Source organism: Shinella zoogloeoides (genome assembly GCF_033705735.1).
In the GTDB taxonomy this organism is placed as follows: domain Bacteria; phylum Pseudomonadota; class Alphaproteobacteria; order Rhizobiales; family Rhizobiaceae; genus Shinella; species Shinella zoogloeoides_A.
Window position 1 is genome coordinate 2,155,752 of the sequence record NZ_CP131130.1, and the last position, 25,006, is coordinate 2,180,757.

21 protein-coding genes are annotated in these 25,006 nt (G+C 65.3%); 7 read left to right on the forward strand and 14 right to left on the reverse strand.

All coding sequences use genetic code 11. The features are described 5' to 3' along the window. Window positions 1-3,621, reverse strand: coding sequence for a PAS-domain containing protein (locus tag ShzoTeo12_RS10865; protein WP_318909700.1), 3,621 nt, complete (start codon window positions 3,619-3,621; stop codon window positions 1-3). Window positions 3,622-3,741: 120 nt separating this feature from the next. Further along, window positions 3,742-4,194 carry a host attachment protein gene (locus ShzoTeo12_RS10870; RefSeq protein WP_119256926.1) on the reverse strand — a complete coding sequence of 151 codons (453 nt, stop codon included), beginning with the start codon at window positions 4,192-4,194 and terminating at the stop codon, window positions 3,742-3,744. Between the two features lie 519 nt (window positions 4,195-4,713). On the opposite strand from ShzoTeo12_RS10870, the gene ShzoTeo12_RS10875 reads away from it, so the two are divergent. Then, on the forward strand, window positions 4,714-6,150 hold the full coding sequence (locus ShzoTeo12_RS10875; RefSeq protein ID WP_119256925.1) for a DEAD/DEAH box helicase: 1,437 nt from the start codon (window positions 4,714-4,716) through the stop codon (window positions 6,148-6,150). A gap of 81 nt (window positions 6,151-6,231) precedes the next feature. On the opposite strand, the gene ShzoTeo12_RS10880 is transcribed toward ShzoTeo12_RS10875, so the two are convergent. Then, on the reverse strand, window positions 6,232-7,116 hold the full coding sequence (locus ShzoTeo12_RS10880; RefSeq protein ID WP_318909701.1) for a DMT family transporter: 885 nt from the start codon (window positions 7,114-7,116) through the stop codon (window positions 6,232-6,234). 323 nt (window positions 7,117-7,439) lie between these two features. On the opposite strand from ShzoTeo12_RS10880, the gene ShzoTeo12_RS10885 reads away from it, so the two are divergent. The 3 genes from ShzoTeo12_RS10885 to ShzoTeo12_RS10895 are packed head-to-tail and all read left to right on the forward strand — an operon-like array spanning window position 7,440 to window position 10,619. Continuing rightward, window positions 7,440-8,834, forward strand: a complete 1,395-nt coding sequence (locus ShzoTeo12_RS10885) for a circularly permuted type 2 ATP-grasp protein (RefSeq protein WP_205536208.1) — start codon at window positions 7,440-7,442, stop codon at window positions 8,832-8,834. Between the two features lie 4 nt (window positions 8,835-8,838). After that, a complete protein-coding gene (locus tag ShzoTeo12_RS10890; RefSeq protein WP_119256922.1) occupies window positions 8,839-9,780 on the forward strand; it encodes an alpha-E domain-containing protein in 942 nt (313 codons plus the stop codon). A gap of 14 nt (window positions 9,781-9,794) precedes the next feature. Then, window positions 9,795-10,619 (forward strand): transglutaminase family protein, encoded by an 825-nt coding sequence (locus tag ShzoTeo12_RS10895; RefSeq protein WP_318909702.1) that lies wholly within the window; start codon window positions 9,795-9,797, stop codon window positions 10,617-10,619. Between the two features lie 85 nt (window positions 10,620-10,704). Here ShzoTeo12_RS10895 and ShzoTeo12_RS10900 read toward each other — a convergent pair whose 3' ends face one another. From ShzoTeo12_RS10900 to chvE, 6 genes are all read right to left on the reverse strand, one after another. Further along, window positions 10,705-11,331: a hypothetical protein gene (locus ShzoTeo12_RS10900; protein ID WP_318909703.1), complete on the reverse strand. Its 627-nt coding sequence runs from the start codon at window positions 11,329-11,331 to the stop codon at window positions 10,705-10,707. 199 nt (window positions 11,332-11,530) lie between these two features. Next, window positions 11,531-12,964: an aldehyde dehydrogenase family protein gene (locus tag ShzoTeo12_RS10905; RefSeq protein ID WP_318909704.1), complete on the reverse strand. Its 1,434-nt coding sequence runs from the start codon at window positions 12,962-12,964 to the stop codon at window positions 11,531-11,533. Window positions 12,965-13,025: 61 nt separating this feature from the next. Then, complete coding sequence (gene araD1 / locus ShzoTeo12_RS10910) at window positions 13,026-14,021, reverse strand: AraD1 family protein (protein ID WP_318909705.1); 996 nt, start codon at window positions 14,019-14,021, stop codon at window positions 13,026-13,028. 127 nt (window positions 14,022-14,148) lie between these two features. Beyond that, window positions 14,149-15,357, reverse strand: a complete 1,209-nt coding sequence (mmsB, locus tag ShzoTeo12_RS10915; RefSeq protein ID WP_119256917.1) for a multiple monosaccharide ABC transporter permease — start codon at window positions 15,355-15,357, stop codon at window positions 14,149-14,151. Further along, the gene (gene mmsA, locus ShzoTeo12_RS10920) at window positions 15,357-16,892 is read right to left on the reverse strand and encodes a multiple monosaccharide ABC transporter ATP-binding protein (protein WP_318909706.1); all 1,536 of its coding nucleotides are present in this window, start codon (window positions 16,890-16,892) and stop codon (window positions 15,357-15,359) included. The genes mmsB and mmsA overlap by 1 nt, the downstream gene beginning before the upstream one ends. Before the next feature lie 121 nt (window positions 16,893-17,013). After that, window positions 17,014-18,087, reverse strand: a complete 1,074-nt coding sequence (gene chvE / locus ShzoTeo12_RS10925) for a multiple monosaccharide ABC transporter substrate-binding protein (protein ID WP_119256915.1) — start codon at window positions 18,085-18,087, stop codon at window positions 17,014-17,016. A 256-nt stretch (window positions 18,088-18,343) separates the two neighbouring features. Between chvE and ShzoTeo12_RS10930 the strand changes: the two genes are divergently transcribed. Both ShzoTeo12_RS10930 and ShzoTeo12_RS10935 read left to right on the forward strand, forming a co-directional pair. Continuing rightward, window positions 18,344-19,351, forward strand: a complete 1,008-nt coding sequence (locus tag ShzoTeo12_RS10930; protein WP_318909707.1) for a LysR family transcriptional regulator — start codon at window positions 18,344-18,346, stop codon at window positions 19,349-19,351. Between the two features lie 24 nt (window positions 19,352-19,375). Next, a complete protein-coding gene (locus ShzoTeo12_RS10935) occupies window positions 19,376-19,852 on the forward strand; it encodes a hypothetical protein (protein ID WP_318909708.1) in 477 nt (158 codons plus the stop codon). On the opposite strand, the gene ShzoTeo12_RS10940 is transcribed toward ShzoTeo12_RS10935, so the two are convergent. The 5 genes from ShzoTeo12_RS10940 to ShzoTeo12_RS10960 all read right to left on the reverse strand — a co-directional run bounded on the left by ShzoTeo12_RS10940 (window position 19,849) and on the right by ShzoTeo12_RS10960 (window position 23,657). Next, window positions 19,849-20,085: a hypothetical protein gene (locus tag ShzoTeo12_RS10940; protein ID WP_318909709.1), complete on the reverse strand. Its 237-nt coding sequence runs from the start codon at window positions 20,083-20,085 to the stop codon at window positions 19,849-19,851. The genes ShzoTeo12_RS10935 and ShzoTeo12_RS10940 overlap by 4 nt on opposite strands. A 63-nt stretch (window positions 20,086-20,148) precedes the next feature. After that, the gene (locus ShzoTeo12_RS10945) at window positions 20,149-20,943 is read right to left on the reverse strand and encodes a 3-methyl-2-oxobutanoate hydroxymethyltransferase (protein ID WP_318909710.1); all 795 of its coding nucleotides are present in this window, start codon (window positions 20,941-20,943) and stop codon (window positions 20,149-20,151) included. A 12-nt stretch (window positions 20,944-20,955) separates the two neighbouring features. Then, window positions 20,956-22,179 (reverse strand): NAD(P)/FAD-dependent oxidoreductase, encoded by a 1,224-nt coding sequence (locus tag ShzoTeo12_RS10950; RefSeq protein ID WP_318909711.1) that lies wholly within the window; start codon window positions 22,177-22,179, stop codon window positions 20,956-20,958. A 53-nt stretch (window positions 22,180-22,232) separates the two neighbouring features. Beyond that, window positions 22,233-22,547: a MocE family 2Fe-2S type ferredoxin gene (locus tag ShzoTeo12_RS10955; protein ID WP_119256909.1), complete on the reverse strand. Its 315-nt coding sequence runs from the start codon at window positions 22,545-22,547 to the stop codon at window positions 22,233-22,235. Window positions 22,548-22,571: 24 nt separating this feature from the next. Next, entirely contained in the window at window positions 22,572-23,657 is a 1,086-nt protein-coding gene (locus tag ShzoTeo12_RS10960) for a fatty acid desaturase family protein (protein ID WP_318909712.1), read from the reverse strand. A 162-nt stretch (window positions 23,658-23,819) separates the two neighbouring features. Here ShzoTeo12_RS10960 and ShzoTeo12_RS10965 point away from each other — a divergent pair, with 162 nt between their 5' ends. Continuing rightward, window positions 23,820-24,851, forward strand: coding sequence for a LacI family DNA-binding transcriptional regulator (locus ShzoTeo12_RS10965; RefSeq protein WP_234186604.1), 1,032 nt, complete (start codon window positions 23,820-23,822; stop codon window positions 24,849-24,851). Window positions 24,852-25,006: the final 155 nt, after the last annotated feature.

The window sequence follows — 25,006 nt, forward strand, 5'->3', positions numbered from 1 at the left end:
TCAGTGCAGCGTGCCCTTGGCTGCAGGCGCGATGCCGCGCTTCAGCCAGCGGTCGAGCTTTTCATCCAGCTTCTCGACGCTGATCGGCTTGGTCAGATAGTCGTCCATGCCGGCGGCAAGGCAGTCCTCGCGGTCGCCGTCGAGCACATGGGCGGTGACGGCGACGATGGGCACGCGATGACCGGTGCCGCTTTCGATCTCGCGGATCGCCCGGCTCGCCTGCAGGCCGTTCATCACCGGCATGGAAATGTCCATCAGGATCATGCCGGGCCGGCTGGCGCGGAAGACCTCCACCGCCTCCTCGCCGTTCTCGACCAGCCGGAAGCGAAGGCCGGAAGCGAGCAGCATCTGGGTGAAGAGGATCTGGTTGACCTCGTTGTCCTCGGCCACCAGCACGTCCAGCACCCCGTCCCCAATCGGCGCGGCCTGCGGGGCGACCTGCGGGCGCAGCGGCAGCACCTTGCCTGCTGCGGCGGTAGGCGCCGTTTTCGCCCGCGCCGCGCGCAGCACCTCGAACACCGTTTCGCGCAGAAGATCGGCGCGGACGGGCTTCATCAGATGGGCCTCGACCTGCTGCGAGGAGAGGAGCTGGTCCTCGGTGGAGAGGCTCATGGAGGTCAGAACGATCACGGCGATATCCGCCGTCGGCGCGCTTTCGCGCAACGCCCGCACGAAGCCGGGCGAACGCTCCGGCTGGTAATCGAGCAGGATCGCGTCCACCGCCACGCCCATGTCCGACGCCGCCGCGAGCACCGCCAGCGCCTCGACCTCGGAAGCGACCGCCGTGGCGTCGTATCCCCAGTCGAGCAGCATGTCATAGGCCGCCTTGCGGGAAAGCGCGTGGGCATCGACGACGAGGATGCGCCCGTCGGGCGCCTTTGCCGGCGTGATCCGGGCGGGCAATGCGGAAACGGCAAGCGCCATCGGCAGGCACACCGTGAAGACGGAACCCCGCCCGACCTCGCTCACCACATCCAGCGTACCGCCGAAAAGCCGCGTCAGCCCGTCCGTAATGGCAAGGCCGAGGCCCGTGCCCTCGTGCCGCCGGGTCGAGGAGGCATCGACCTGCGAGAACTTCTCGAAGATCGATTCCATCTTCTCCGTCGGAATGCCCGCGCCGGTATCCTCGACGCGAACGACGATCTCCACGCCGCTTTCCGTGGTCTGCGAGGAAAGATCGATGAGCACATGGCCGCGGTCGGTGAACTTGACGGCATTGCCGACGAGATTGGTGACGATCTGCCGGAAGCGTCCGGCATCGCCCATCACCGCCGCCGGCATGTTGGCCGCGCCGCGCACGACGAGCTCGACATCCTTCTCCGCCGCCTTGGCCGAAAGGAGCGTCGCCACGTCCTCGATCGCCTCCACCGGATTGAAGGCGACGTCGCGCAGCGTCATCTGGCCGGCGTCGATCCGGGAGAAGTCGAGGATGTCGTTGATGATCGTCAGAAGCGCGTTGCCGGACTTCACCATGATGTCGATGAAGGTCTTCTGGCGCGTGTCGAGGTTCGATTTGGCAAGCAGCTCCGCCATGCCGAGCACTCCGTTCATGGGCGTGCGGATCTCATGGCTCATATTGGCGAGGAATTCGGACTTGGCCTTGTCGGCAAGCTCGGCGCGCATGACGAGCCGGCGCAGCTCCTCCTCGCGGCTCTTGAGGTCCGTGATGTCGGAGAAGACCATGACGAAACGGCCACGATCCGTCGGCGTCACGTCGAGGCGCAGCCATCGCCCGCGTCCGCTATACATGATCAGCGATACCGGCTCGCCGGAAAAGAAGATCGCGCCGAATTCGTGCGCCTCGACATGCCGTTCGTCGACGGACCCGGTCGCGCCGCGCTCGATGCAATCGTCCAGCAGGTCCGCGACCGGCGTGCCCGGCTGCAGCAGGCGCTCCGGCACGGCGACCATGCGGGACAGCGTCTCGTTGGACAGCACCACCTTGCCGTCCTCGACGACGAGCAGGCCCTGGCTCATCGAGGAGACCGCGTCCTTGAGCAGGCTGCCGGTCTCCTCCAGCGCGCTGCGGGCTTCCAGCACCTCGCGCTCGCGCTCGCGCCGCTCGGTGATGTCGATATAGGTCAGCAGGCATCGGCCGCCGGAAATCGCACAGCCGGCCTCGATCACCGTCCGCCCGTTGGCATAGGTGACTTCCCGAACGGGCGTCTCGCCCGCGCGCATATCCGCAAGGCACGCTCCGTAGCCCTCGGCGGAGGGACCCTCGTCATCGCAAATCCCGCCCTGCGCCTGCTGGAACAGCAGGAGATCGCCGAGCGGCCGCCCCCGCATCATCGGCAGCGCGCCGTCCCACAGTTCTTCGAACGCGCCGTTCACCAGCTCCACGACATCGGTCGCATCGACCACGACGATGCCGACAGGAATGGATTCCACGATGCTTTCCAGATCGACCCGCGCCGCTTCCGCCTGGCGCTGGGCCTCGATGAGCTGGTCCTCGCGCTTCTTCAGCACCGTCGTGTCGGTGATCGAGCCGATCAGGTAGTTCTTGTCGTCGAGCGTCGTAACCCGGTAGAGGCGCGAGATCGTCGGCAGGACCGTGCCGTCGGCGCGGATATATTCGATCTCGCTTTCGACCAGCTCGCCGGTATCGAGCACGAACTGGTTCTGCCGGTGAAACTCCTCGCCCTGTTCGGGATACATGTCGAGCGTGCTGAGGCCGAGCAGCTCTTCCGGCTGGCGCCCCGTCATTTCGACATAGGCGCGGTTGGCGAAGATCATGCGCTGGTTCTCGTCGCGCATGAAGCTTGCGACCGGCAGCTCGTCGAGCAGCGCGCGGTAGAGACTGATCTCCTGCGAATGCTGCCGAAGCCGGCCTTCGTTTTCCTTGAGCGCGGTGACGTCGAGGCGTAGCGCGACGAGCATGCCATCCGGCCGGCGCTGCGTGACGAGGCGGATCCAGCCGCCGGAAAGGCGTGCGACGGATTCGTGAAGCGGCAGGTCATAGGCGGCAAGCCGCGCCGCGATCCAGCGCTCGCGCTCAGCCGCCTCCGCCTGCCCGACCTCGACGTCGTGCAACGCCTCGGTGAGGGTCGCGAGGCTGACGGCGCCGTCCGCACTGTCGCCGACCAGCGTCCGGTAGAATTCCCGCATGCTGCTGTTGGCGTAACCGAGGCGGTTGTCGGGGGAGAAGACCGCAACGCCCGCTCCCATCGCATCGAGCGCGCCCTCGACATGCTCGCCGGCACGCGCCGGCGCACGCTCGGCTTCTCCATTGGCATTCGCGGCGCAGCGGAGCGCCGCCGCCAGCACGTCGGCGGACGGCGTGAACAGTCCGACGAGAATGGAGAGCGCCGCCGAAAGCCGCTCGCGCTTCAGCGCGATGTCGAAGCTGCCGTCGCCGAAGTGGATGTAGCGGGCACGCTCGGGATTGCCGAAGATCAGGCAGCGCCGTTCCGGGTCATCGCGATCGTCATGTCCCGGCGCATCGCCGATCTCATCGGTGCGAAGGCCGATCATCTCCTCCGGCAGACGGCCGAAAAGGCGGGCATAGGCGTCGTTCACCGCGAGATAGCGCAGTTCGCTGCTCTTGACATATGCGGGATGCGGGTGCGCGCGAACGCGCGCACAGGCCGCCACCAGCAATTCGTCTTGAGATTCAGCCACGCCAAGAACTCCCCGAAGCGGCACGGAAGGAGGGATTCATACCTCCCGGGGAGTATCACCAATCCTTGAACGGATGGTTAACCCTTCGTTGCCGGAATTGCCGGGGCGTCCCGGTTTCCGTCAGGTCTCGAACATGATCGAGCGGACGCTGGCGATCAGCTTTTCCGTCGGCAGGTTGGAGAAGTTCTTGTCGATCTCCACGACCGTCAGCGCGCGCGCCTTGTCGGAAAGCCTGCCGCGCAGATCGCCGAGCGTCTGCGGCGCGGCGCAGAGCACGAGCCGGTCGAACGCGCCTTCGGCGGCATAGTCGTCGATCCGCCCGGCGATCTCGGCGGTGAATTTCTGCTGCTCCTCGCGCACCGGGTCGCTCGAATATTCCATGGAGGACCGGCCGGGGCCGACCGAGGAATGGCTGCGGCCCGGCTTGTCGGCCATGATGTCCTGAGCCTTCTTCGGTTCCCAGCGAAAGACCTCCTGCTCCGGGCTCTGCTGGCCCTCCTTCAGCAGGTTCACGCCCTTGAGCAGGCGGGCCTGATTGCCGTCTGCGGCGAGGATCCAGGTCGTAGCGGTCATTTCTCACTCCCCTAGCAAGGTTCACGGAAACGCAGATGGTACTGCGCGAGGGAGCATCCGACAGGATTGTGGCAGGATGCGTATTGGTCCAACGCAACGCGCGCGGGCATGTTCCGCCATCCGCGACGGGCAAGCATTCCCGCCGCCGGACATGCCGGTTCGGGCAAGGAACGCGCGTCCGGCATTTCGCACATGCGAAAGTAGCGCTTGACTTTTCACCACGAAACAACGACATGAGACCCCGAGCGTCGCCCTTCGGCCGCCGCGTGAGCGAGCCCAGCGATTTCCCGAGCACGGGACGCGAGAAGGAGAAGCGCAGGAGAATGGTCCGCCGGATAGCGGCGGAAGACTGCGCAGACGCAAATCCAACCCACAAGTTCCCAATTCACGCGGGGTTCTTGACGCCAGACGAAACCGGATCGCATGGTGCGTTCCGGCCCGAGGCGGTTCCGCAAGACATGGCGCATTGCGCCCGGAACCGGATTCGGAAAGTCGCCTGGCGCCCCGAAAGGTATTGCTTTGACAACTTTCCACGACCTCGGTCTCTCGAAGACCATCGTCGCCACCCTCTCCGCGCTCGGCTTCGAAAAGGCGACACCGATCCAGGAAAAGGCCATTCCGCTGGTCCTCGAAGGCTCGGACCTCATCGGTCTCGCCCAGACCGGCACCGGCAAGACGGCCGCCTTCGGCCTGCCGATGATCGAGAAGCTTCTCGCTGACGCCCGCCGTCCCGACCCGCGCAACATCCGCGCCCTCATCCTTGCTCCGACCCGCGAACTGGTGAACCAGATCGCCGACAACCTGCGCGACTTCGTGAAGAAGACGCCGCTGCGCGTCGTCACCGTCGTCGGCGGCGCTTCCATCAACAAGCAGTCGGAAATGCTGAACCGCGGCACCGACATCCTCGTCGCCACGCCGGGCCGCCTGCTCGACCTCGTCGCCCGCAAGTCCGTGACGCTGACGCAGGCCCGCTACCTCGTGCTCGACGAGGCCGACCAGATGCTCGACCTCGGCTTCATCCACGATCTGCGCAAGATTTCGAAAATGGTGCCGAAGAACCGCCAGACGCTGCTCTTCTCGGCCACCATGCCCAAGCTGATCGCCGAGCTTGCCGGCGAATATCTGTCGAACCCGAAGAAGGTCGAGGTCACCCCGCCCGGCAAGGCCGCCGACAAGGTGGAGCAGTACGTGCACTTCGTGCCCGGCAAGGACCAGAAGACGCAGATCCTCAAGCAGACGCTCACCGACAATCCGGACGGCCTGTCGCTCGTCTTCTCGCGCACCAAGCACGGCGCGGAAAAGCTGATGAAGCATCTCGACCATGTCGGCTTCAAGGCTGCTTCGATCCACGGCAACAAGAGCCAGGGCCAGCGCGAGCGCGCCCTCAAGGCCTTCCGTGACGGCGAGATCCGCGTGCTGGTCGCCACCGACGTCGCCGCCCGCGGCATCGACATTCCGGGCGTCACCCACGTCTACAACTACGACCTGCCGGAAGTGCCGGACGCCTACGTCCACCGCATCGGCCGCACGGCCCGCAACGGCCGCGACGGCATCGCCATCGCCTTCTGCGCTCCGGACGAGGCGCATCTCCTGCGCGATATCGAGCGGCTGATGGGCATCAAGATCGCCGTCGCCAGCGGCGAGGCCCCGGCCGAAGTCAGCACGGCAGGCCCCGGCGGCAAGTCCCGCAAGGGCCGCAACAGCCGCGGCGGCGGCCAGCGCTCGGGCAACGGCAACGGCCGCGCCGCGAACCGCCCGGCACGCCAGCCCTTCGGTGACGGCGCGCAGGCGGAAGCCGGTGCCCCCGCCGGCGCCAAGCGCCCGCAGCACGGCCGCCCGGCCCAGAAGCAGGGCGACCGCCAGAACCGCAACCACGGCGGCAACGGCCAGCCCGGTCGCCCGCAGCGCAGCGGCAAGCCGCGCCGCCCGGAAGGCCAGCGCCGCGAACAGGCGTGAGCCGGTCACGGTATTGAATGCGGAAACGGCGGGCTTCGGCCCGCCGTTTTTGTTTGTAGGAAGGTTGCGGGAACCGCCCCCTCACTCCGCCGGCGCGACGTCCTTGCGGTTCGTGAGGTAGACCCCCACCACCACGATGGCTGTCCCGAGGATCATCGGAACCGTCAGCTCCTCGCCGAAGACGGCGGCGGCCTGCAGGGCGGCGATGGGGGGGACGAGATAGATGAGCGAGGCGGCACGGGAGACCTGGCCGCGGCGCAGGAGATAGAGCAGCAGCAGGATCGCGCCCACGGAAATGCCGAGCACCGACCAGGCGAGCAGCGCGACGAAGGCGAAGCCGAAATCGACATGCAGGTTTTCCAGGGCGAGCGCGAAGGGGACGGTGACGACCAGCGCGCCGACATATTGCAGCGTCGCGATGGTGCGGATGTCACCGGTATGCAGGTGCTGCTTCTGGTAGATCGTGCCATAGGTGACGGCCGCCATGCCCAGCATGTTGACGACGATGGCGAAGGCCGGGATCTCCGCCGCGCTTTGGCCGAAGAACTTCGGCAGGACGGCGATCAGCACCCCGAGAAAACCGAGACAGATTCCGAGCTTCTGCATCGTGCCCAGCCTTTCCCCGATGAAGAAGGGCGCCGCCAGCGCCGTCATCAGCGGCTGGAGGGCGGCGATGATCGAGGAGAGCGCCGCCGGCACGCCCTGGCCGATCGCCCACCAGACCGTGCCGAGATAGATGCCGTGCAGGAAGGCGCCCGAGACGATGGCGTGCAGGACGGTGCGCATGTCGCGCGGCCATGCGGCCCGCGAAGCGAGACAGAGCACGGTGAACAGGATGGCTGCCGTCACATAGCGGATGCTGAGGAAGGTCAGCGGCTCGGAGACGATGGCGCCGAACTTGGCGACGACCCAGCCGGTGGACCAGAGCAGGACGAAGATGGCCGGAGCCAGGCGGTCGAGGGACATGGGCTTTCCGCGAAGGGGACAATCGGTGCGCGAGCGATAGGCATCGCGCCGGTGATGGTCAAAGGAATTTCCTTGATGCTTAGGTTCAGAGAAAAGCGGAACGAACAGTCTTTCGGCACCTGCCCATGTTTTCGGCAGGCATGGATCCCCCGGATGCGCTTCGCCGGACGGCTTACCGGTAGAAACCGTCGCGATGGCCGGTTTTATACGCCTCAAAGCGGTATGAGAATTCTTGATCGCTAATTGAGCATGGTTCTTGCATTGCCGGGAATGTTGTACTCAAATGACAGAAAATGGGGAACACGCCTTTGGCATTTGATGAAATGATGAACGCGGACTCCGGTGCGCGCCAGCCATACCAGAACTACCATGAATGGTACGAAGCACAGGATCGGGCCCGCCTGATCGCCAAATCGAGGGACGCCGAGAACCTCTTCCGCAAAACCGGCATCACCTTCGCGGTCTACGGGCACGCCGACAGTTCCGAAAAGCTCATCCCCTTCGACATCATACCGCGCATCATCTCCGGCCGGGAATGGCGCAAGCTCGCCCAGGGCATCGAGCAGCGGGTCATCGCCCTCAACGCCTTCCTCGATGACATCTACCACAAGCAGGAGATCATCAAGGCGGGCCGCATCCCGCGCGAGCTGATCGAGCGCAACGAGGCGTTCCTGCCGCAGATGATCGGCTTCAAGCCGCCGGGCGGCGTCTATACCCACATCGTCGGCACCGACATCGTGCGCACCGGCGAAGACCAGTTCTACGTGCTGGAGGACAATGCCCGCACCCCGTCCGGCGTCAGCTACATGCTGGAGAACCGGGAAACCATGATGCAGATGTTCCCGGAGCTGTTCCACCTCAACAAGGTGCGCCCGGTCGAGGACTATCCGAAACTGCTGCGCCAGAGCCTTGCTTCCCTCGCCCCGCCCGGCTGTTCCGGCAAGCCGCGTGTCGCGGTGCTGACGCCCGGCATCTTCAACTCCGCCTATTACGAGCACGCCTTCCTCGCCGACATGATGGGCGTGGAGCTGGTGGAAGGCTCGGACCTGCGCGTCGTCGACGGCAAGGTGAAGATGCGCACCACCCGCGGCTACGAGGCCATCGACGTCCTCTACCGCCGCGTCGACGACGACTTCCTCGATCCCATGACTTTCCGGCCGGATTCCGCGCTCGGCATCCCCGGCATCATGGACGTCTACAAGGCCGGCAACATCACCATTGCCAACGCCCCGGGCACCGGCATTTCCGACGACAAGGCGATCTATTCCTACATGCCCGAGATCGTCGAGTTCTATACCGGCCGCAAGGCGATCCTGGAGAACGTGCCGACATGGCGCTGCTCGGAGGAGGACAGCCTGAAATACGTGCTGGAGCACCTGAGCGAACTCGTCGTCAAGGAAGTGCACGGCTCGGGCGGCTACGGCATGCTCGTCGGCCCGACCGCCACGAAGAAGGAATGCGCGGCCTTCGCCGAGAAACTGAAGGCCCGGCCGGCGAACTACATCGCCCAGCCGACGCTCTCCCTCTCCACCGTGCCGATTCTCGTCAACAAGGGCATCGCGCCCCGGCATGTCGACCTTCGGCCCTATGTGCTGGTTTCCGACAAGGTGCAGATCATTCCCGGCGGGCTGACCCGCGTGGCGCTGAAGGAAGGCTCGCTGGTGGTCAATTCCAGCCAGGGCGGCGGCACGAAGGACACCTGGGTTCTGGAGGACTGAGCCGATGCTGGGAAGAACTGCAAACGGCCTCTACTGGATGTTCCGCTACATCGAGCGGGGCGAGAACATCGCCCGCCTCATAGACGCGGGCCTGCGCATGGCGCTGACGCGCTCCGGCTCCTCCGACGAGGACTGGGACGGCGTCCTGCAAAGCGCCGGGGTGCGCGAGGATTTCGACGCCGCGCACGACAAGCTGACGAGCGCCGACGCCATCGACTACCTGCTGCGCGACCGGACGAACCCGTCGAGCGTGATGTCCTGCATCGAGGCGGCGCGCAACAATGCCCGCATGGTGCGCACGGCGCTGACCCGTGAGACCTGGGAAGCGACCAACGAGTGCTGGATCGAGCTGAAGCAGGTTCTCGCCAAGCGCGCCAAGCCGGCCGACATGCCGTCGATCATCGACACGATCAAGCGCAGCACCGGCCTCATCCGCGGCGCCTTCCACGGCACGATGCTGCGCGACGACATCTACAACTTCTCGCGCATCGGCGCCTTCATCGAACGCGCCGACAACACGGCGCGCATTCTCGACGTCAAATACTACGTGCTGTTGCCGGCCATCGCCAAGGTCGGCTCCTCGCTCGACAACAAGCAGTGGGAATCGATCCTGCGCTCCGTCTCGGCGCATCGCTCCTATAGCTGGGTCTATGACGGAGACTATTCGCCCGCCAATATCGCCGACTACCTGATCCTCAACGACCGCATGCCGCGCTCGCTCGCCTATAACTATGACAAGATCGTCAGCAATCTCGGCTATCTGGCCAAGCTCTACGGCGAGAACCATGCAGCGCACGAGACGGCATCCTCGACGCTCATGCTGCTGAGAAGCCGCAGCATGGACGACATCATGGAACAGGGCCTGCACGAATTCATCGAGGAATTCATCGTGCACAACAACCGCCTCGGAGAGGAAATCTCCGAGGCCTATCGTTTCTATCGCTAGGGCTGGGGACGCGGATGCGACTGAAGATCAGCCATACGACCGAATACCGCTACGACGATCCGGTACAATATTCCCTGCAGCGCCTGCGGCTGACGCCGAAGAGCCAGCCGGGCCAGATCGTGCGCGAATGGAAGACCACCGTCGACGGCGCCCATGTCGAGGCGGGCTATACCGACCATTTCGGCAACCATGTCGATCTCGTCAGCACCAATGCCGAACAGGTGATGATCCGCATCGTCGCCGAGGGCGAGGTGGAGACCGAGGACCGCGCGGGCGTCTTCGGCCCGCATCAGGGCTTCGTGCCGCTCTGGCTCTATCTGCGCGAAACGCCGCTCACCCGGCCCGGCAAGCTGATCCGCGATATGGCCAGGGCCTCGAGCGGCGAGAACGAACTGGCGCGCATGCACGACCTGATGGCGATGCTGCACGAGGCCGTCGCCTACAGGCCGGGCGAGACCGCGCCGGACACCACGGCCGAGCAGGCGCTGGAAAAGAAGCAGGGCGTCTGCCAGGACCACGCCCACATCTTCCTCTCGGCGGCCCGCCATCTCGGGCTTCCGGCACGCTACGTCTCCGGCTACCTCCTGATGGACGAGCCCGACCAGACGGCAAGCCACGCCTGGGCGGAGGTGCATCTGCCGGGCCTCGGCTGGGTGGGCTTCGACGCGGCGAACAAGGTCTGCCCGGACGCGCGCTATGTCCGCCTTTCGACGGGCCTCGACTACAAGGACGCCGCCCCGGTTTCCGGCATGGTCCTCGGCAAGGCGGCGGAAACGATGGACGTTTCCATCACCGTGGCGCCGGTGGCAAGCCAGAGCCAGTCGCAAAGCCAGAGCTGAGGCGGCGGCCGCATGGCCACCGCCTCCTTTTGGCCTGGAGTTTGTCTTGTCGGGAAAACCGGGTTCCACTTTTCCCTGACAAACTCTAGCGGGACGCCGTCTGGAGCAGGCGGCAGAGCTTGACCAGCGCCGCGTCGTAGCCGCCGCTGGTGACGCCGCGGCAACGCTTGACGAGCTGCATGCGTTCGCTCTCGGGCATTCGCGCGAATTCGCGCATGACGCTTCGGTCGCCCGGGGTCAGGCTGCCGCCCGTGCCGATGCCGATATTCGCATCGAGCAGGCTGCCGCCGAGGACGTTCGCATCGACCTTCGCCCCGAGCGTGCCGACCCCGGCGCGGACATTCGCGTCGACCAGGCCTTTCGTTCCGCCAACCGTCGCCGTCGTGCGGGCGTTCACGCCGCCGCGGCCGCCGACGGATGCGGTCGTCGTGGCATCGACCAAGCCGCGGGAACCACCCACCGAAGCATTGACGCCGGCATTGACACCTTTCGACCCGCCGACGCTTGCGCCGACATTCGCGCTCGCCAATCCCTTGCTGCCGCCGAGGGAGGCGCCGAGGCCGGCACTTATGCCGCCGACGCTGACGCCGACCCCAAGGCCTCTCCCCCTCCCGTCCTGCGCGAGCCCGTCGAGCGGCGCCGCAAGAACCATCGCGGCAAGCGCGATCGACAGCTTGGGGAACGATATTGCACGTGATGATGCTGTGAACATGGGAACCTCCAATCAGCGCCCGGCCCGGGATTGGGCCGGCATCTCGAAACGGAAGGTTGAGCGCTTGCCGATTGTTCCCGCATCGCGGCAGCGGGCCTTTATCAAGGCAAATGAAGGGTTTCGCAAGGTATCGTATCGAAACAGTCCGGGCGCGATCCGAAGACCGCGCCCGGGAAAAAAACGACGATCGTCCGCCGGCTCAGGCGAGCGTATAGGCCGTCTTCACGGTCGTGTAGAACTCGTTGGCGTACTTGCCCTGCTCGCGCGAGCCGTAGGACGAGCCCTTGCGGCCGCCGAAAGGCACATGGAAGTCGACGCCCGCCGTCGGCAGGTTGACCATGACCATGCCGGCCTCGGCATTGCGCTTGAAGTGGGTGGCGTGCTTGAGGCTCGTCGTCGCGATGCCCGAGGAAAGGCCGAACGGGGTATCGTTGGCGATGGCCAGCGCTTCCTCGTAGTCCTTGACGCGGATGACCGCGGCGACCGGGCCGAAGATCTCCTCGCGCGAGATGCGCATGTCGTTCGTCGCCTCGGTGAAGAGCGCGGGCGAAAGATAGAAGCCGGGCGTGTCGCGCTTGAGGAGCTCGCCGCCGAAGGCAAGCTTCGCGCCTTCCTGCCTGCCGATCTCGATATAGTCGGTGTCCTGCTTCAGCTGACTCCGGTCGACGACCGGGCCGATATGGGTGCCGGCCTTCAGCGCATCGTCCACCACCACGCTCTTCAACCGCTCGCCGACGGCCGCGACGAAGCGGTCATGGATGCCTTCCGTCACGATGACGCGCGAGGAGGCCGTGCAGCGCTGGCCGGTGGAGAAGAAGGCCGAATTGACGGCGGCTTCCACCGCGACGGAAAGGTCCGCATCGTCGAGCACGACGAAGGGGTTCTTGCCGCCCATTTCGAGCTGGTACTTGCGGTTATGCTCGACGGAGGCGGCAGCGACGCGCTTGCCCGTGCCTGTGGAGCCGGTGAAGGTGATGGCGTGGACGTCGGGGCTGTCGAGCATCGTCTGGCCGACGACAGAACCCTTGCCCATGACGAGGTTGAGCACGCCCTTCGGCAGGCCGGCGCGCACGAGGATATCGACGATGGCCCAGGAGCAGCCCGGCACCAGCTCGGCCGGCTTGAAGACGACCGTGTTGCCGTAGCAGAGCGCCGGCGCGATCTTCCAGGCGGGAATGGCGATGGGGAAGTTCCACGGCGTGATGATGCCGACGACGCCGACCGGCTCGCGGGTAATCTCGACGCCGATATTCGGACGGACGGACGGCAGCGTCTCGCCGGCAAGGCGAAGGCACTCGCCCGCGAAGAAATCGAAGATCTGGCCGGCGCGCACCGTCTCGCCGATGCCCTCGGCCAGCGTCTTGCCCTCCTCGCGCGAGAGCAGCCGGCCGAGCTCGTCCTTGCGGGCGATGATCTCGTCGGCGGTCTTCCTCAGGATCGCATGGCGCTCCAGGATGCCGGAGCGCGACCAGGCCGGGAAAGCCGCCTTAGCGGCGGCGATCGCCACCTTCGTGTCCTCGGCGGAAGCGCGGGCATATTCGCCCACCACATCGTCGGTGTTGGACGGATTGACGTTCTTGATGGCCTCGGAGCCGACCCATTCGCCGGCAATCAGGTTCTGATGGATGGTCATGGGCTCGACAAGCCTCCTGTCTGTCATGATGCGGCCCGATAAAACCGGGCCGCGACCGGAATTACAATTGGCGAATGACGATTTCTTCTTCCGCGGCGACCGCCAGCGGATTGCGCAGCGGCAGGCCGAAGCCTTCCGCGCCGATCTCGAACACATCGCCCTCTTCCGTGCGGATGCCGTCGCCGAAGGACAGCGTCGCCGTGCCGAACATGTGCACGTGCACGTCGCCCGGCGAACGGAACAGGCCGTACTTGAAATGATGGTATTCGAGATTGGCGAAAGTATGCGACATGTTCGCCTCACCCGAGACGAACGGTTTTTCCCACAGCACCTTGCCGCCGCGCAGGATGCGCGAGAAGCCGCGGATATCGTCCGGCGCCGCGCCGACACGGATTTCCGGGCCGAAGCTTGCCTGCCGCAGCTTGGAATGGGCGAGGTAGAGATAGTTGATCCGCTCCGTCACATGGTCGGAGAATTCGTTCGACACGGCAAAGCCGATGCGGAAGGGCGAACCATCCGCGGCGATGACGTAGATGCCGGCCATTTCCGGCTCCTCGCCGCCGTCGAGCGCGAAGGAGGGCGAGGTCAGCGCCGCGCCGGGGGCGATGGCCTGCGTGCCGTTGCCCTTATAGAACCATTCGGGCTGCACGCCCTTTTCGCCGGCTTTCGGCTTGCCGTTCTCGAGGCCCATGCGGAACATCTTCATCGAGTCCGTCAGCGTCTCCTCGGCGGCTTCCGCCGTCTTCTTGTGCATGGAATCGCGCGTGGCGGCGGAGCCGAGATGGGTCAGGCCCGTGCCGGTCAAGTGGAGATGCGCGGCGTCGGGATGGGTGATCGGCGGCAGCAGCCGGCCTTCGGCATAGGCCGCTTCGAGATCGACCTCCTCACCGAGGCCCTTGGCGTCGATGACGGCCTTCAGCGACTTGCCGCCATTGGCAGCTTCCATGGCCAGCGCGTGCACGCTCGCCGCGCCCTTCACCACGCGGCCCCTGCCGCCCGCCTCGCGCACGACCACGGTGATCGAGCCATCGGCATTTCCAACCTGCGATATCAGCATCTTCGTTTCCTTCCTGAAGCCGGCAGCACGCCGCGCTCCGCACGCGCGGCGGACGAACGTCCCCGCTCTGGCCGCGCCGGCGGCCGGTCAAATAAGCTTGCGATGGGGCGGCTGGCCGGTTTCCCGGTCAGCCCTTGTTCTTGTTGTAGACGTCGAAGAACACGGCGGCGAGCAGCACCAGGCCCTTGATGAGCTGCTGGTAGTCAATGCCGATGCCCATGATCGACATGCCGTTGTTCATCACGCCCATGATGAAGGCGCCGATCACCGCGCCGGTGATCTTGCCGACGCCGCCCGAGGCCGAGGCGCCGCCGATGAAGCAGGCCGCGATGACGTCGAGCTCGAAGCCGACGCCGGCCTTCGGCGTCGCCGAATTGAGGCGGGCCGCGATGATCATGCCGGCCAGCGCGGCCAGCGCGCCCATGTTGACGAAGGTGTAGAAGGTCAGCCGCTCGGTATTGATGCCCGAGAGCTTCGCCGCCTTCTCGTTGCCGCCCATCGCATAGATGCGCCGGCCGATTGTCGTGCGCGTCGTCACGAACGTATAGAGCGCGATCAGGAGGCCCATGACGACCAACACGTTCGGCAGGCCGCGATAGGTCGAGAGCTGGAAGCCGAGGAAGATCGCCACGGCCCCGATGACGAGCATCTGGATCGCGAAGAAGGCGAAGGGCTCGTTCTCCGTCTCGTGCAGGACGTTCATGCGCCGCTCGCGCAGGCCCGCATAGACCGCATAGGCGACGAGCGCCAGCACTGCGATGAGCGCGACATAGTTCTTGACGAGGCTGGTCGCCGGATCGGTGATCGACAGGAAGTCCGGCACGAAGCCCGTGGAGAGGATCTGGAACTCCTTCGGGAACGGGCCGACCGGGCGGCCGCCGAGCACGACATAGGTCATGCCGCGGAAGACGAGCATGCCGGCCAGCGTCACGATGAAGGACGGGATCTTCTGATAGGCGACCCAGTAGCCCTGCGCTGCGCCCATGACCGCGCCGACGAGGATGCAAAGCGGCACGACGACGATGGCCGGCAGCCCCCATTTCACCAGCATGATCGCCGATATGGCGCCGATGAAGGCGACGATGGAGCCGACCGAAAGATCGATATGCCCCGCCACGATGATCAGCAGCATGCCCAGCGCCATGATGACGATGAACGAGTTCTGCAGCACCAGGTTGGTGATATTGACCGGGCGGAAGAGCACGCCGTTGGTGATGACCTGGAAGAAGATCATGATGACGACCAGCGCGACGAGCAGGCCGTATTCGCGGATGTTCTTCCTGAGATAGTCCCCCACCGAAGGCTGGGTTCTCTGGGTCGCGGTGTCGGTGGCCATTAGTGTTTCTCCCCGGAGCGCATGATGGCGCGCATGATGGATTCCTGGCTTGCTTCCGCCTTGGAAAGCTCGGCCACGATGCGTCCTTCGTTCATGACATAGATGCGATCGCAGGTCCCGAGCAGTTCCGGCATCTCCGACGAGATCATCAGGATGCCCTTGCCCTCGGCGGCAAGCTGGTTGATGATGGTATAGATTTCGAACTTCGCACCGACATCGATGCCGCGCGTCGGCTCGTCGAGGATCAGCACGTCAGGATCGGTGAAGAGCCATTTCGACAGCACCAACTTCTGCTGGTTGCCGCCCGAAAGGTTGACTGCTTCCTGATAGATCGAATGCGAGCGGATGCGCAGCTTCTGGCGATAGCCGGAGGCGACCTTGGCCTCCTGGTGCGTATCGATCACCGTCCCCTTGGAAACGCCCTTGAGGTTGGCGAGCGTCGTGTTGTGCATGATGTTGTCGATCAGCACGAGGCCGAGCTGCTTGCGGTCTTCCGTGACATAGGCAAGGCCGGCGTCGATCGCCTTCGGGATCGTGCTCACATCCACGGGCTTTCCGCGCATGGCGACGTCGCCGGTGATCTTGTGGCCCCAGCTCCTGCCGAAAAGGCTCATCGCCGTCTCGGTGCGCCCCGCCCCCATGAGGCCGGCAATGCCGACCACCTCGCCGGCGCGCACCGTGAAGCTCACGTCGTGCAGGAACTGCCGGTCGCGATGGTGCTGGTGGAAAACGTTCCAGTTCTTCACCTCCAGCAGCGTCTCGCCGATCTTCGGCTCGCGCGGCGGGTAACGGTCTTCCATCTCGCGGCCGACCATGCCCTTGATGATGCGGTCTTCCGAAATATCCTCGTTGTGGCAGTCCAGCGTCTCCACCGTGCCGCCGTCGCGCAGGATGGTGATCTGGTCGGCGACCTTTTTGATCTCGTTCAGCTTGTGGGAGATGATGATCGAGGTGAGGCCCTGCGTGCGGAATTCCATGAGCAGCTTGAGGAGCGCGTCGGAATCCTTCTCGTTGAGCGAGGCCGTCGGCTCGTCGAGGATGAGCAGGCGCACCTTCTTCGACAGCGCCTTGGCGATCTCGACGAGCTGCTGCTTGCCGACGCCGATATCGGTGATCAGCGTGCCCGGCGGCTCCTTGAGGCCGACCTTGTCGAGCAGTTCCTGCGTGCGGCGGAACGCCTGCTTCCAGTCGATGATGCCGTTGGTCGCGACCTCGTTGCCGAGGAAGATGTTTTCCGCGATCGACAGGAGCGGCACCAGCGCCAGCTCCTGGTGGATGATGATGATGCCCAGATGCTCGCTGTCGGAGATCGTGGAGAAGCGGCGAACCTCGCCGTCGAAATGGATTTCGCCCTCGTAGGAGCCGGCGGGATAGACGCCGCTCAACACTTTCATGAGGGTGGACTTGCCGGCGCCATTCTCGCCCACGAGGGCATGGATTTCGCCTTCGCGGACCTTCAGGTTGACGTTGTCGAGCGCTTTCACGCCCGGGAACGTCTTCGTGATGCCACGCATTTCCAGAAGGGTCTTGCTCATTTACCAGTTTCCAGCGGCCGTTCGCCACCTCGCGGCGGCGAAAGCGAGCCTATTCGCTCTGCGATCCGGATAAAAGAGGGTTCGCGCGAAACGCGCGAACCCCGGAGAATGTGGGAAGCGATCAGTTCTTGAGCTGGTCGGCCGTGTAGTAGGCCGAGTCCGTGACGAGGATCTTCTCGGCATTGGACTTGTCGACGGCGACCGGCTTCAGCAAGTAGGACGGAACGACCTTGACGCCGTTGTCATAGGTCTTGGTGTCGTTCACTTCCGGCTCCTTGCCTTCCAGGATCGCGTTGACCATGCCGACGGTAACCTTGGCGAGTTCGCGCGTGTCCTTGAAGATCGTCGAGTACTGCTCGTCGGCGAGGATCGACTTGACGGAAGGCAGCTCGGCGTCCTGGCCGGTGACGATGGCCATCGGCTGGTCGCCCGAGCCGTAGCCGACGCCCTTCAGGGCCGAGATGATGCCGATGGAAAGACCGTCATAGGGCGAAAGAACGCCATCGACGCGGCCATCGGTGTAGGTCGAGGAGAGCAGGTTCTCCATGCGGGCCTGTGCGACCGCACCGTCCCAGCGCAGCGTGCCGACGGTTTCCATGCCGGTCTGGCCCGACTTGATGACGATGTCGCCCTTGTCGACGAGCGGCTGGATGACCGACATCGCGCCGTCATAGAAGAAGAAGGCGTTGTTGTCGTCCGGCGAACCGCCGAAGAGCTCGACGTTCCACGGCTTGGTGTCCGGGAACTTCGCCTTCAGGCCGTCGACGAGGCTGGTGGCCTGCAGGACGCCGACCTGGAAGTTGTCGAAGGTGGCGTAGTAGTCGACATTGCCCGAATCGCGGATCAGGCGGTCATAGGCGATGACCTTGACGCCGGCATCGGCAGCCTTCTGCAGGATGTCGGAAAGCGTCGTGCCGTCGATGGCGCCGATGACGAGGACCTTGGCGCCCTTGGTGACCATGTTCTCGATCTGGGCGAGCTGGTTCGGAATGTCGTCGTCGGCGAACTGCAGGTCCGGCGTGTAGCCGGCTTCCTTGAACAGCTTTTCCATCGTCTCGCCGTCCGAGATCCAGCGGGTCGAGGTCTTGGTGGGCATGGAGATGCCGACCATGCCCTTGTCCTGGGCGAAGGACGGCGCCACGAACGACGCAACGCTGATGGCAGCGGCGGCGAGAAGCGAAGTGATCATTTTCATTGAAAGGTCTCTCCCTTGTGCGCACTGGCCGTAATTGCAGCCAGGCATTGTTCCATGCGCGGCAGGGTCGCATTCAGGCGACGCCTGGAAACGGCCGGGCAAGAGCCCGCCGATCCCCACTCCCAAGGACCCCAGCGCACATTGGCGCAAGGTCTACCGAATTGCCATAACTGTCAAATGCAATGAGCTTCTAAATCGATATCAAATTTGATATGCAGTGAGCGAAATATATTACTTTTTACCGATCGGAGAAACCATGCGTTTGCACGGCGAGAGCGAGGATCAGTTTTTTGCCGGCGAGAGCTTCGACAACCTGCAGGGCGTGGCGCTGCTGCGCAGCGGCCTGAAGCTCAGCCACCTGCGCATGATCGTCGCCATCGAGGAGCACAAGCAGGTGAGCGCGGCGGCCGATGCGCTGAACATCTCGCAGCCCGCCGCCTCCCGCATGCTGACGGAAATGGAGATGATCCTCAAGGCGCAGCTCTGCGAGCGCGTCTCGCGGGGCGTCGCCCTCACCGCCTTCGGCCGGGCCTTCGCGCGGCGCGCCCGCACCATCCTGCTCGAACTGCGCGAGGTCGACCGCGAGCTTTCGGCGCTCAAATCCGGCACCGGCGGCTCGGTCTTCCTCGGCTCCGTGACGGCGCCGGCCATCAGCCTTGCCGTGCCGGCGATCCAGCAGGTCAGCGCCGCCTATCCCGGCATCGAGGTGAATGTGCGCGTAGAGACCAGCAACGTGCTCGCCCGCGAGCTGCTGGCCGCCCAGCAGGATTTCATCATCGCCCGCGTGCCGGACGACCTCAACCCGCGGCTCTTCAACGTCACGGAGATCGGCATCGAGAAAGCCTGTCTTATCGTCCGCAAGGGCCACCCCCTTGCGGACAAGCCGGTCGTCGGCCTTGCCGACCTGCCGCATTACGACTGGGTGTTCCAGCCCTCCGGCACGCTGCTGCGGCGGCGCATCGAGGAGCTGTTCCTCGCCGCCGGCGTGCCGCTTCCCTCCACCGTGGTCAACACCTCGTCCATCCTGCTTACCACCGCCATCGTCTGCGGCTCCAACGCCATCGCGCCGGTGGCCCGCGACATGGCCGACTTCGTCGCCGATGTCGGCGCGCAGGCCGGCGAGATCAGGATCCTCGACACGGATTTCGAGATCGACATCAAGCCCTACAGCCTCATCTCCGTCAAAGGCCGGGCGCTCCCGCCGAGCGCCAAACTGCTCTATGATCTCATCCTGCAACGCAGCCGGATGCTTTCGCCGGACTGATCGATCGGAGAGACCATGTTCGGCATGACCGTTTTCGAATCCGTGCTGGAGCGGCTGCGCGCCGAGGCGCGCGAGGCGGAGGAAGAGGCAGCGGAAGAGCAAGGCCCCGGCCCTGTCCGCGGCCTCACCTCCGGTTTTGCCGGCCTCGGCGCGACGGGTGCCTTCATGTCCGGCTCGCAGGCCGCCGCCGCCTATCTCGACCTTTACGAGGAACCTGCCCCGCCGGAGCCGGAGCCGGAAAGCCCGCCGGAAGAACCCGCCCCCGTACCGGAACATCTCCTGCGCATCACGCCGGAGGCGGTCGCGGAAGACCTCGCCCTTACCGGCCGCGAGGGCATCGACGACCTCGCCGCGCGCCGCCGCAACTTCGCGCGCGAAAACCATCCCGACCGCGCCCCGGCCGAGCTTCGCGCCAATGCGACGCTTCGCATGAAGATCGCCAACATGCTGATCGACGAGACGATCCGGCGGATCAATGTGGAAAAGAGCCTCGGCCTCTAGCCTTCGTTCTTCGTTTCGCCGCCCTCGGCCGGCGGCTTGGCGGCCGGATCGGAGGGCTTGAAGAAGAGGATGAGGTTGGCGAAGGCATAGGCGGTCACGATGAGGAAGACCGTGCCCCAGGTCTGCTCGCCATTGTAGAATTCCACGCCGGTCCATGCGGCGCAGACCCCGACCAGAAGCAGCCGCCGCCAGAGCGGACGGTAGAACGGATGGTCGGGATCGATGAATTTCATGAACGTCTCCTCACGCCTTTGCCCGTGTACATAGGCGGTTTTCAGCCGCGAGGAAACCGGCTTTCACGCACCGAGCCGTTCGAGGAAGGCGGCAAGCTCGGCCGCCTCGATGCCGACGAGATGGCCCTTTTCCGGATAGGCGCCGGAGCGCACGTCGTCGGCATATTCGCGGAAGGCGGCGATGCGCTCCTGCTGCAGCCGGTCGTATTCGGCGGCGAAGTTGCGGTAGACCTTGGCATGGCGCGGATAGTGGCCACGGTTCTGGCCGAGCACGTCCTCGGCGAAGAGATATTGCGCGTCGCAGCCGGTGCCCGCGCCCATGGAGAGCATGACGAGCGACGTCTTCGCGCTGATCGCGGCGGCGACCTCGCCCGGCACGACCTCGATCTCGGCCGCGAAGGCCCCCGCCTCCTCCAGCGCCCTGACCTGCCGGAAGATTTCCAGCGCGCTCTCCGCCGTCTTGCCGACGGCGCGGAAACCGCCCGTCCACGTCGCCTTGGAGGGGATGAGGCCGACATGGCCGCAGACCGGGATGCCCTCCTCGCGCAGGCGCCGCACGGTCGAAAGGCCGGCCGCGCAATAGACGGCATCGCCGCCCGCCTTTATCGCCTGGAAGGCGCCGCGCAGGTAATCGTCGGCGGTGACGAAGTCGCCATATTCGAGGCCCGGAAAGGCGAAGACCGTCGGCGCGGCCTCGCGGAAGGCAGGCCCCAGCAGGGCGGGCGGCACGGAGACGAGGTCGATGCCCGCCTGCTCGGCGGCCTCCGCCTCCTCCAGCGTCACGACGCGCAGCATGGTGAGCTGGCGCTTGCCCTTCATGGCCTGAAGGTCGGCGACGGTCGGTCTCTTGGTCTTCACGGGGTGTTCTCCTCAGGCGGCGAGCAGTTTCTTGAGCTTGGTTTCCGGCGCGGCGAGCTCCGCCGGGTCGGGATGGATGCGGGCGGCGATCAGCATTTCCGCAAGGCGGATGTCGCGGGCGACCGCATTGCCCGGCCCGATGCCGCTCGCGGCGATCAGCCGGCCCTCGCCGTCGAGATGGAACAGGATGAAGGCCCCCTCACCCATCTCGCGCCGCACCGTCGTCACCGTCCCGTCGGCAAGGCCGGCGATCTGGAGCGTCATGTCGTACTGGTCCGACCAGAACCACGGCACGGCCGAATGAACGTCCTCGCCGCCCAGCATGTTGGCCGCGGCAAGCTGGCCCTGCTCCTGCGCGTTGCGCCAGGATTCGAGGCGGATACGGCGGTCGCCATAAAGGGGGAGCGGATAAGACGTGCAGTCCCCGGCCGCGAAGATGTGGGGATCGGAGGTGCGCAGATGGCCGTCGACGGCAATGCCGTTGTCGACAGCAAGGCCGGCGGCCTCCGCCAGTTCCGTGTTCGGCACCGCGCCGATGCCGACGACGAGGAGGCTTGCCGAAACGACGCGGCCATCCTCCAGCGCAATGCGCACCTCGCCCGGCAGGTCCTCGATCCCCGCGACCTTCGCGCCGCAGAGGATGTCCACGCCTTCGGCCATGTGCCGGTTGGCGACGATCTCGGCGATCTCGGACGGCACGCCCCGCGTCAGCACGCGCGGCAGGCCCTCGACCAACGTGACCAAGGCGCCGAGCTTGCGGGCGCTCGCGGCAAGTTCCAGCCCGATGAAGCCGCCGCCGAGAATGGCGACGTGGCTGCCCTCCACCAGATGCGCGCGGATGCGGGCCGCATCGTCATGGCTGCGCAGCGCCGCGATGCGGCCGCCGTGGTTCGTGCCCGGCAGGGCGCGCGGGCGCGCGCCGGTGGCAAGCAGCAGCCTGTCATAGGCAACGACGGTGCCGTCCCCCAGCACGACATGCCTTGCGGCGCGGTCGATCTCGGACACCGTGCGGCCGAGCAGAAGGTCGATGCCGGCCTCCACATAGCGCTCCGCCTGCGCGACGAGCTTCGGGCCGGCGCCCGCGACCAGCGCCTCCTTGGAGAGCGGCGGGCGCTCATAAGGCAGATGGGTTTCGCTGCCGATCAGGGTGATCGCGCCGTCGAAGCCCTTTTCGCGCAGCGCGAAGGCCGCGCGTGCGCCGCATTCGCCGGCACCGACGATGACGAAACTCATCATGGCGACATCCTCTATCTCTTTGTTTTTACGCAATTCCGGACGCAGAACCGCTGCTAGAGACCTATAAAGACGGTGCCGCCCTCGACCTTGACCGGATAGGTCTTGAGGTCGATGCAGACCGGCGCGCCCAGCGCCTCGCCGCTCTTGTAATTGAAGCGGCCGTTGTGCTTGGGACATTCGATGACGTGGTCCATCACGAGGCCGTCGGCGAGGTGGATCTTCTCGTGCGTGCAGAGCCCGTCCGTCGCGTGATAGGTGTCTTCCGGGCTGCGATAGATCGCGAAGGTCCGGCCCGCATGGTCGAAGCGGATGACATCCTCCTCGTCGATCTCGTCCGCCGCGCAGACCTCGATCCAGGTGTCGCTCATGGTCTCTCCTCCAGTAACTGTTGGTTATTCGGCGGCCGCGATGGCGGGTTCCGCGTGGAATTCTTCCTTGTAGGGCCGCGCCGTCGGCGGCAATTCGCGCTTCAGGAAGTAGTCCTCGTTGCGAAGCTGGCGCAGGAAGGCCGGGATCATCTCCCTGTAGCCGTGCCACATCGACGGGTTCGGTTCCGGCAGGTCGTGCCTGATCATGGCGTGCAGCCTCGGCAGCGCATGGTAGGGCACCATCGGGAACATGTGGTGCTCCACATGGTAGTTCATGTTCCAGTAGATGAAGCGGCTGACCGGATTCATGTAGACCGTGCGGCTGTTCAGCCGGTGGTCGATGACATTGTCGGCAAGGCCGCCGTGCTGCAGCAGGCCCGTCAGCACATGGTGCCAGGCGCCGTAGAGCCGCGGCAGGCCGATCAGCATGGCCGGGAGAATCGAGCCGAAGGCAAAGCAGGCGGCAATGGTGGCGACATAGATGGCAAGCCAGATGCGGGCGATGCGGATCGCCTTCGGCTGCTCGGATTCGGGAATGAAGGTCTTTTCCGCGGCGCTCATCCTGCCTGTCGCATTGCGCAGCATGTCGATGACGGCATGCCAGGCATCGAGAAGGCCGAAGAAGTTCAGCACGAGGCGCGCAAGATCCGGCGGGCGCATGACGGCGATTTCCGGATCGCGGCCGACGATCACCGTATCCGTATGGTGGCGCGTATGGCTCCAGCGCCAGGTCACCGGATTGCGCATGATCATGAAGCAGGCGATCTGGTAGACCGCATTGTTCATCCACATCGTCTTGAAGGCCGTGCCGTGGCCGCATTCGTGCCAGCGGCTGTCCGAGGCCGAGCCGTAGAGCACGCCATAGACGAGGAAGAACGGCACGCAGGCCCAGGTTCCCCAGAACCACGCGCCGAGCCCGCCGGACACGGCGAGACAGCCGAGCCAGATCGCGGTGTCGCGGATCGCCGGGGCGTCGCTGCGCTGCATCAGCGCCTTCATCTCCTTGCGGGGGATTTCGGTGTGGTACCATTCGGCCGCGGCCAGACCGTTGGCAACGGCGGCCTCGGCATCGCGGCCAAGAAGGCTGTAGTCCCGCTTCGTCGGCTTCATCGCTCGTCTCCTCCTTGAGGGGGCGTTTCCGCTCCACGCCTCGTCCAGTGACCAAACGATAGCGCCGCTCCTTGCGTCTCTCAATCCTGCCATGATAGAATGCATCAAATTCCATCATCCGCTATCATTCGTCCTTGATGGAAAGATTTCAGGGAGGGGAAAATGGCATCGAGACCCACCATCTCGGATCTCGCCCGGGCCGCCGGCGTCAGCGTCGCGACGGTCGACCGGGTGCTGAACGGCCGCCACAAGGTCCGCGAGGAGACGGCGCGCCGGGTCTACGAGGCGGCCAATGCGATCGGCTACCATGCCATCGGCCTCATCCGGCAGCGCGTCTTCGAGGACCTGCCGCAATATCGGCTCGGCTTCAGCCTGCAGCGCCCGAGCCAGGCCTTCTACCAGAATTTCGCCCGCGAGATCGAAATCGCCTGCAATGCCTGCACGACCGCCCGCATCGTCCCGCAGGTCGACTTCATCAACGCGCAGACCCCGGCGGCGATGACGGAGATGCTGCGCCAGCTTTCCGCGCGCAACCAGGCGCTCGCCGTCGTCGCGCCGGACTATCCGGCGACGACCGCCATGGTGGAGGAACTGAAAGACCGCGGCCTTCCGCTGTTCTGTCTCCTTTCCGACTTCGCCATGGACGTGCGGCAGGGCTATATCGGCCTCAACAACATGAAGGTCGGGCGCACGGCGGCCTGGATGATCGCCAAGGGCGCGAAACGGCCGGGCAAGGTGGCGATCTTCGTCGGCAGCCACCGCTTCCACGGCCACGAGCTGCGCGAAATGGGCTTCCGCTCCTTCTTCCGCGAGAAGGGCCAGGATTTCGAGGTGCTGGACACGCTGGTCAATCTCGACACCAGCGAGATCACCCACGAGGCGACGGCGAACCTCCTTGCCCAGCATCCCGACCTCGTCGGCCTCTATGTCGCCGGCGGCGGCATGGAGGGGGCGATCTCGGCGATCCGCGAGGAAGGTTACGCCGGACGGATCCAGCTCATCGTCAACGAGCTGACGCCCGAATCGAAGGCCGGCCTTGCCGACGACGTCGTCACCATGGCGATCAATACCCCGCTGCCGGCCCTCTGCCGCGAACTCGTCTCGCTGATGGTCACCGCCATCGAGAAAGGCGGCAATGCTGTTCCGGGTCAGACCTTCCTGCCCTTCGACATCCTCCTGCCGGAAAATATCTGAGCCGGGATGATGGTTTTCCATCACGCCCTTGGCCAAATCTCTCAGCGATGAAGGCGCCGGCCGCGTCTTGGGCTTTGACGCCCGTCAAGTGCGTCCCGATCCTCATGCGTGCATGCGAGGCCGCCCTGTCGGCGACCTCGAAGACCGGAGGACAC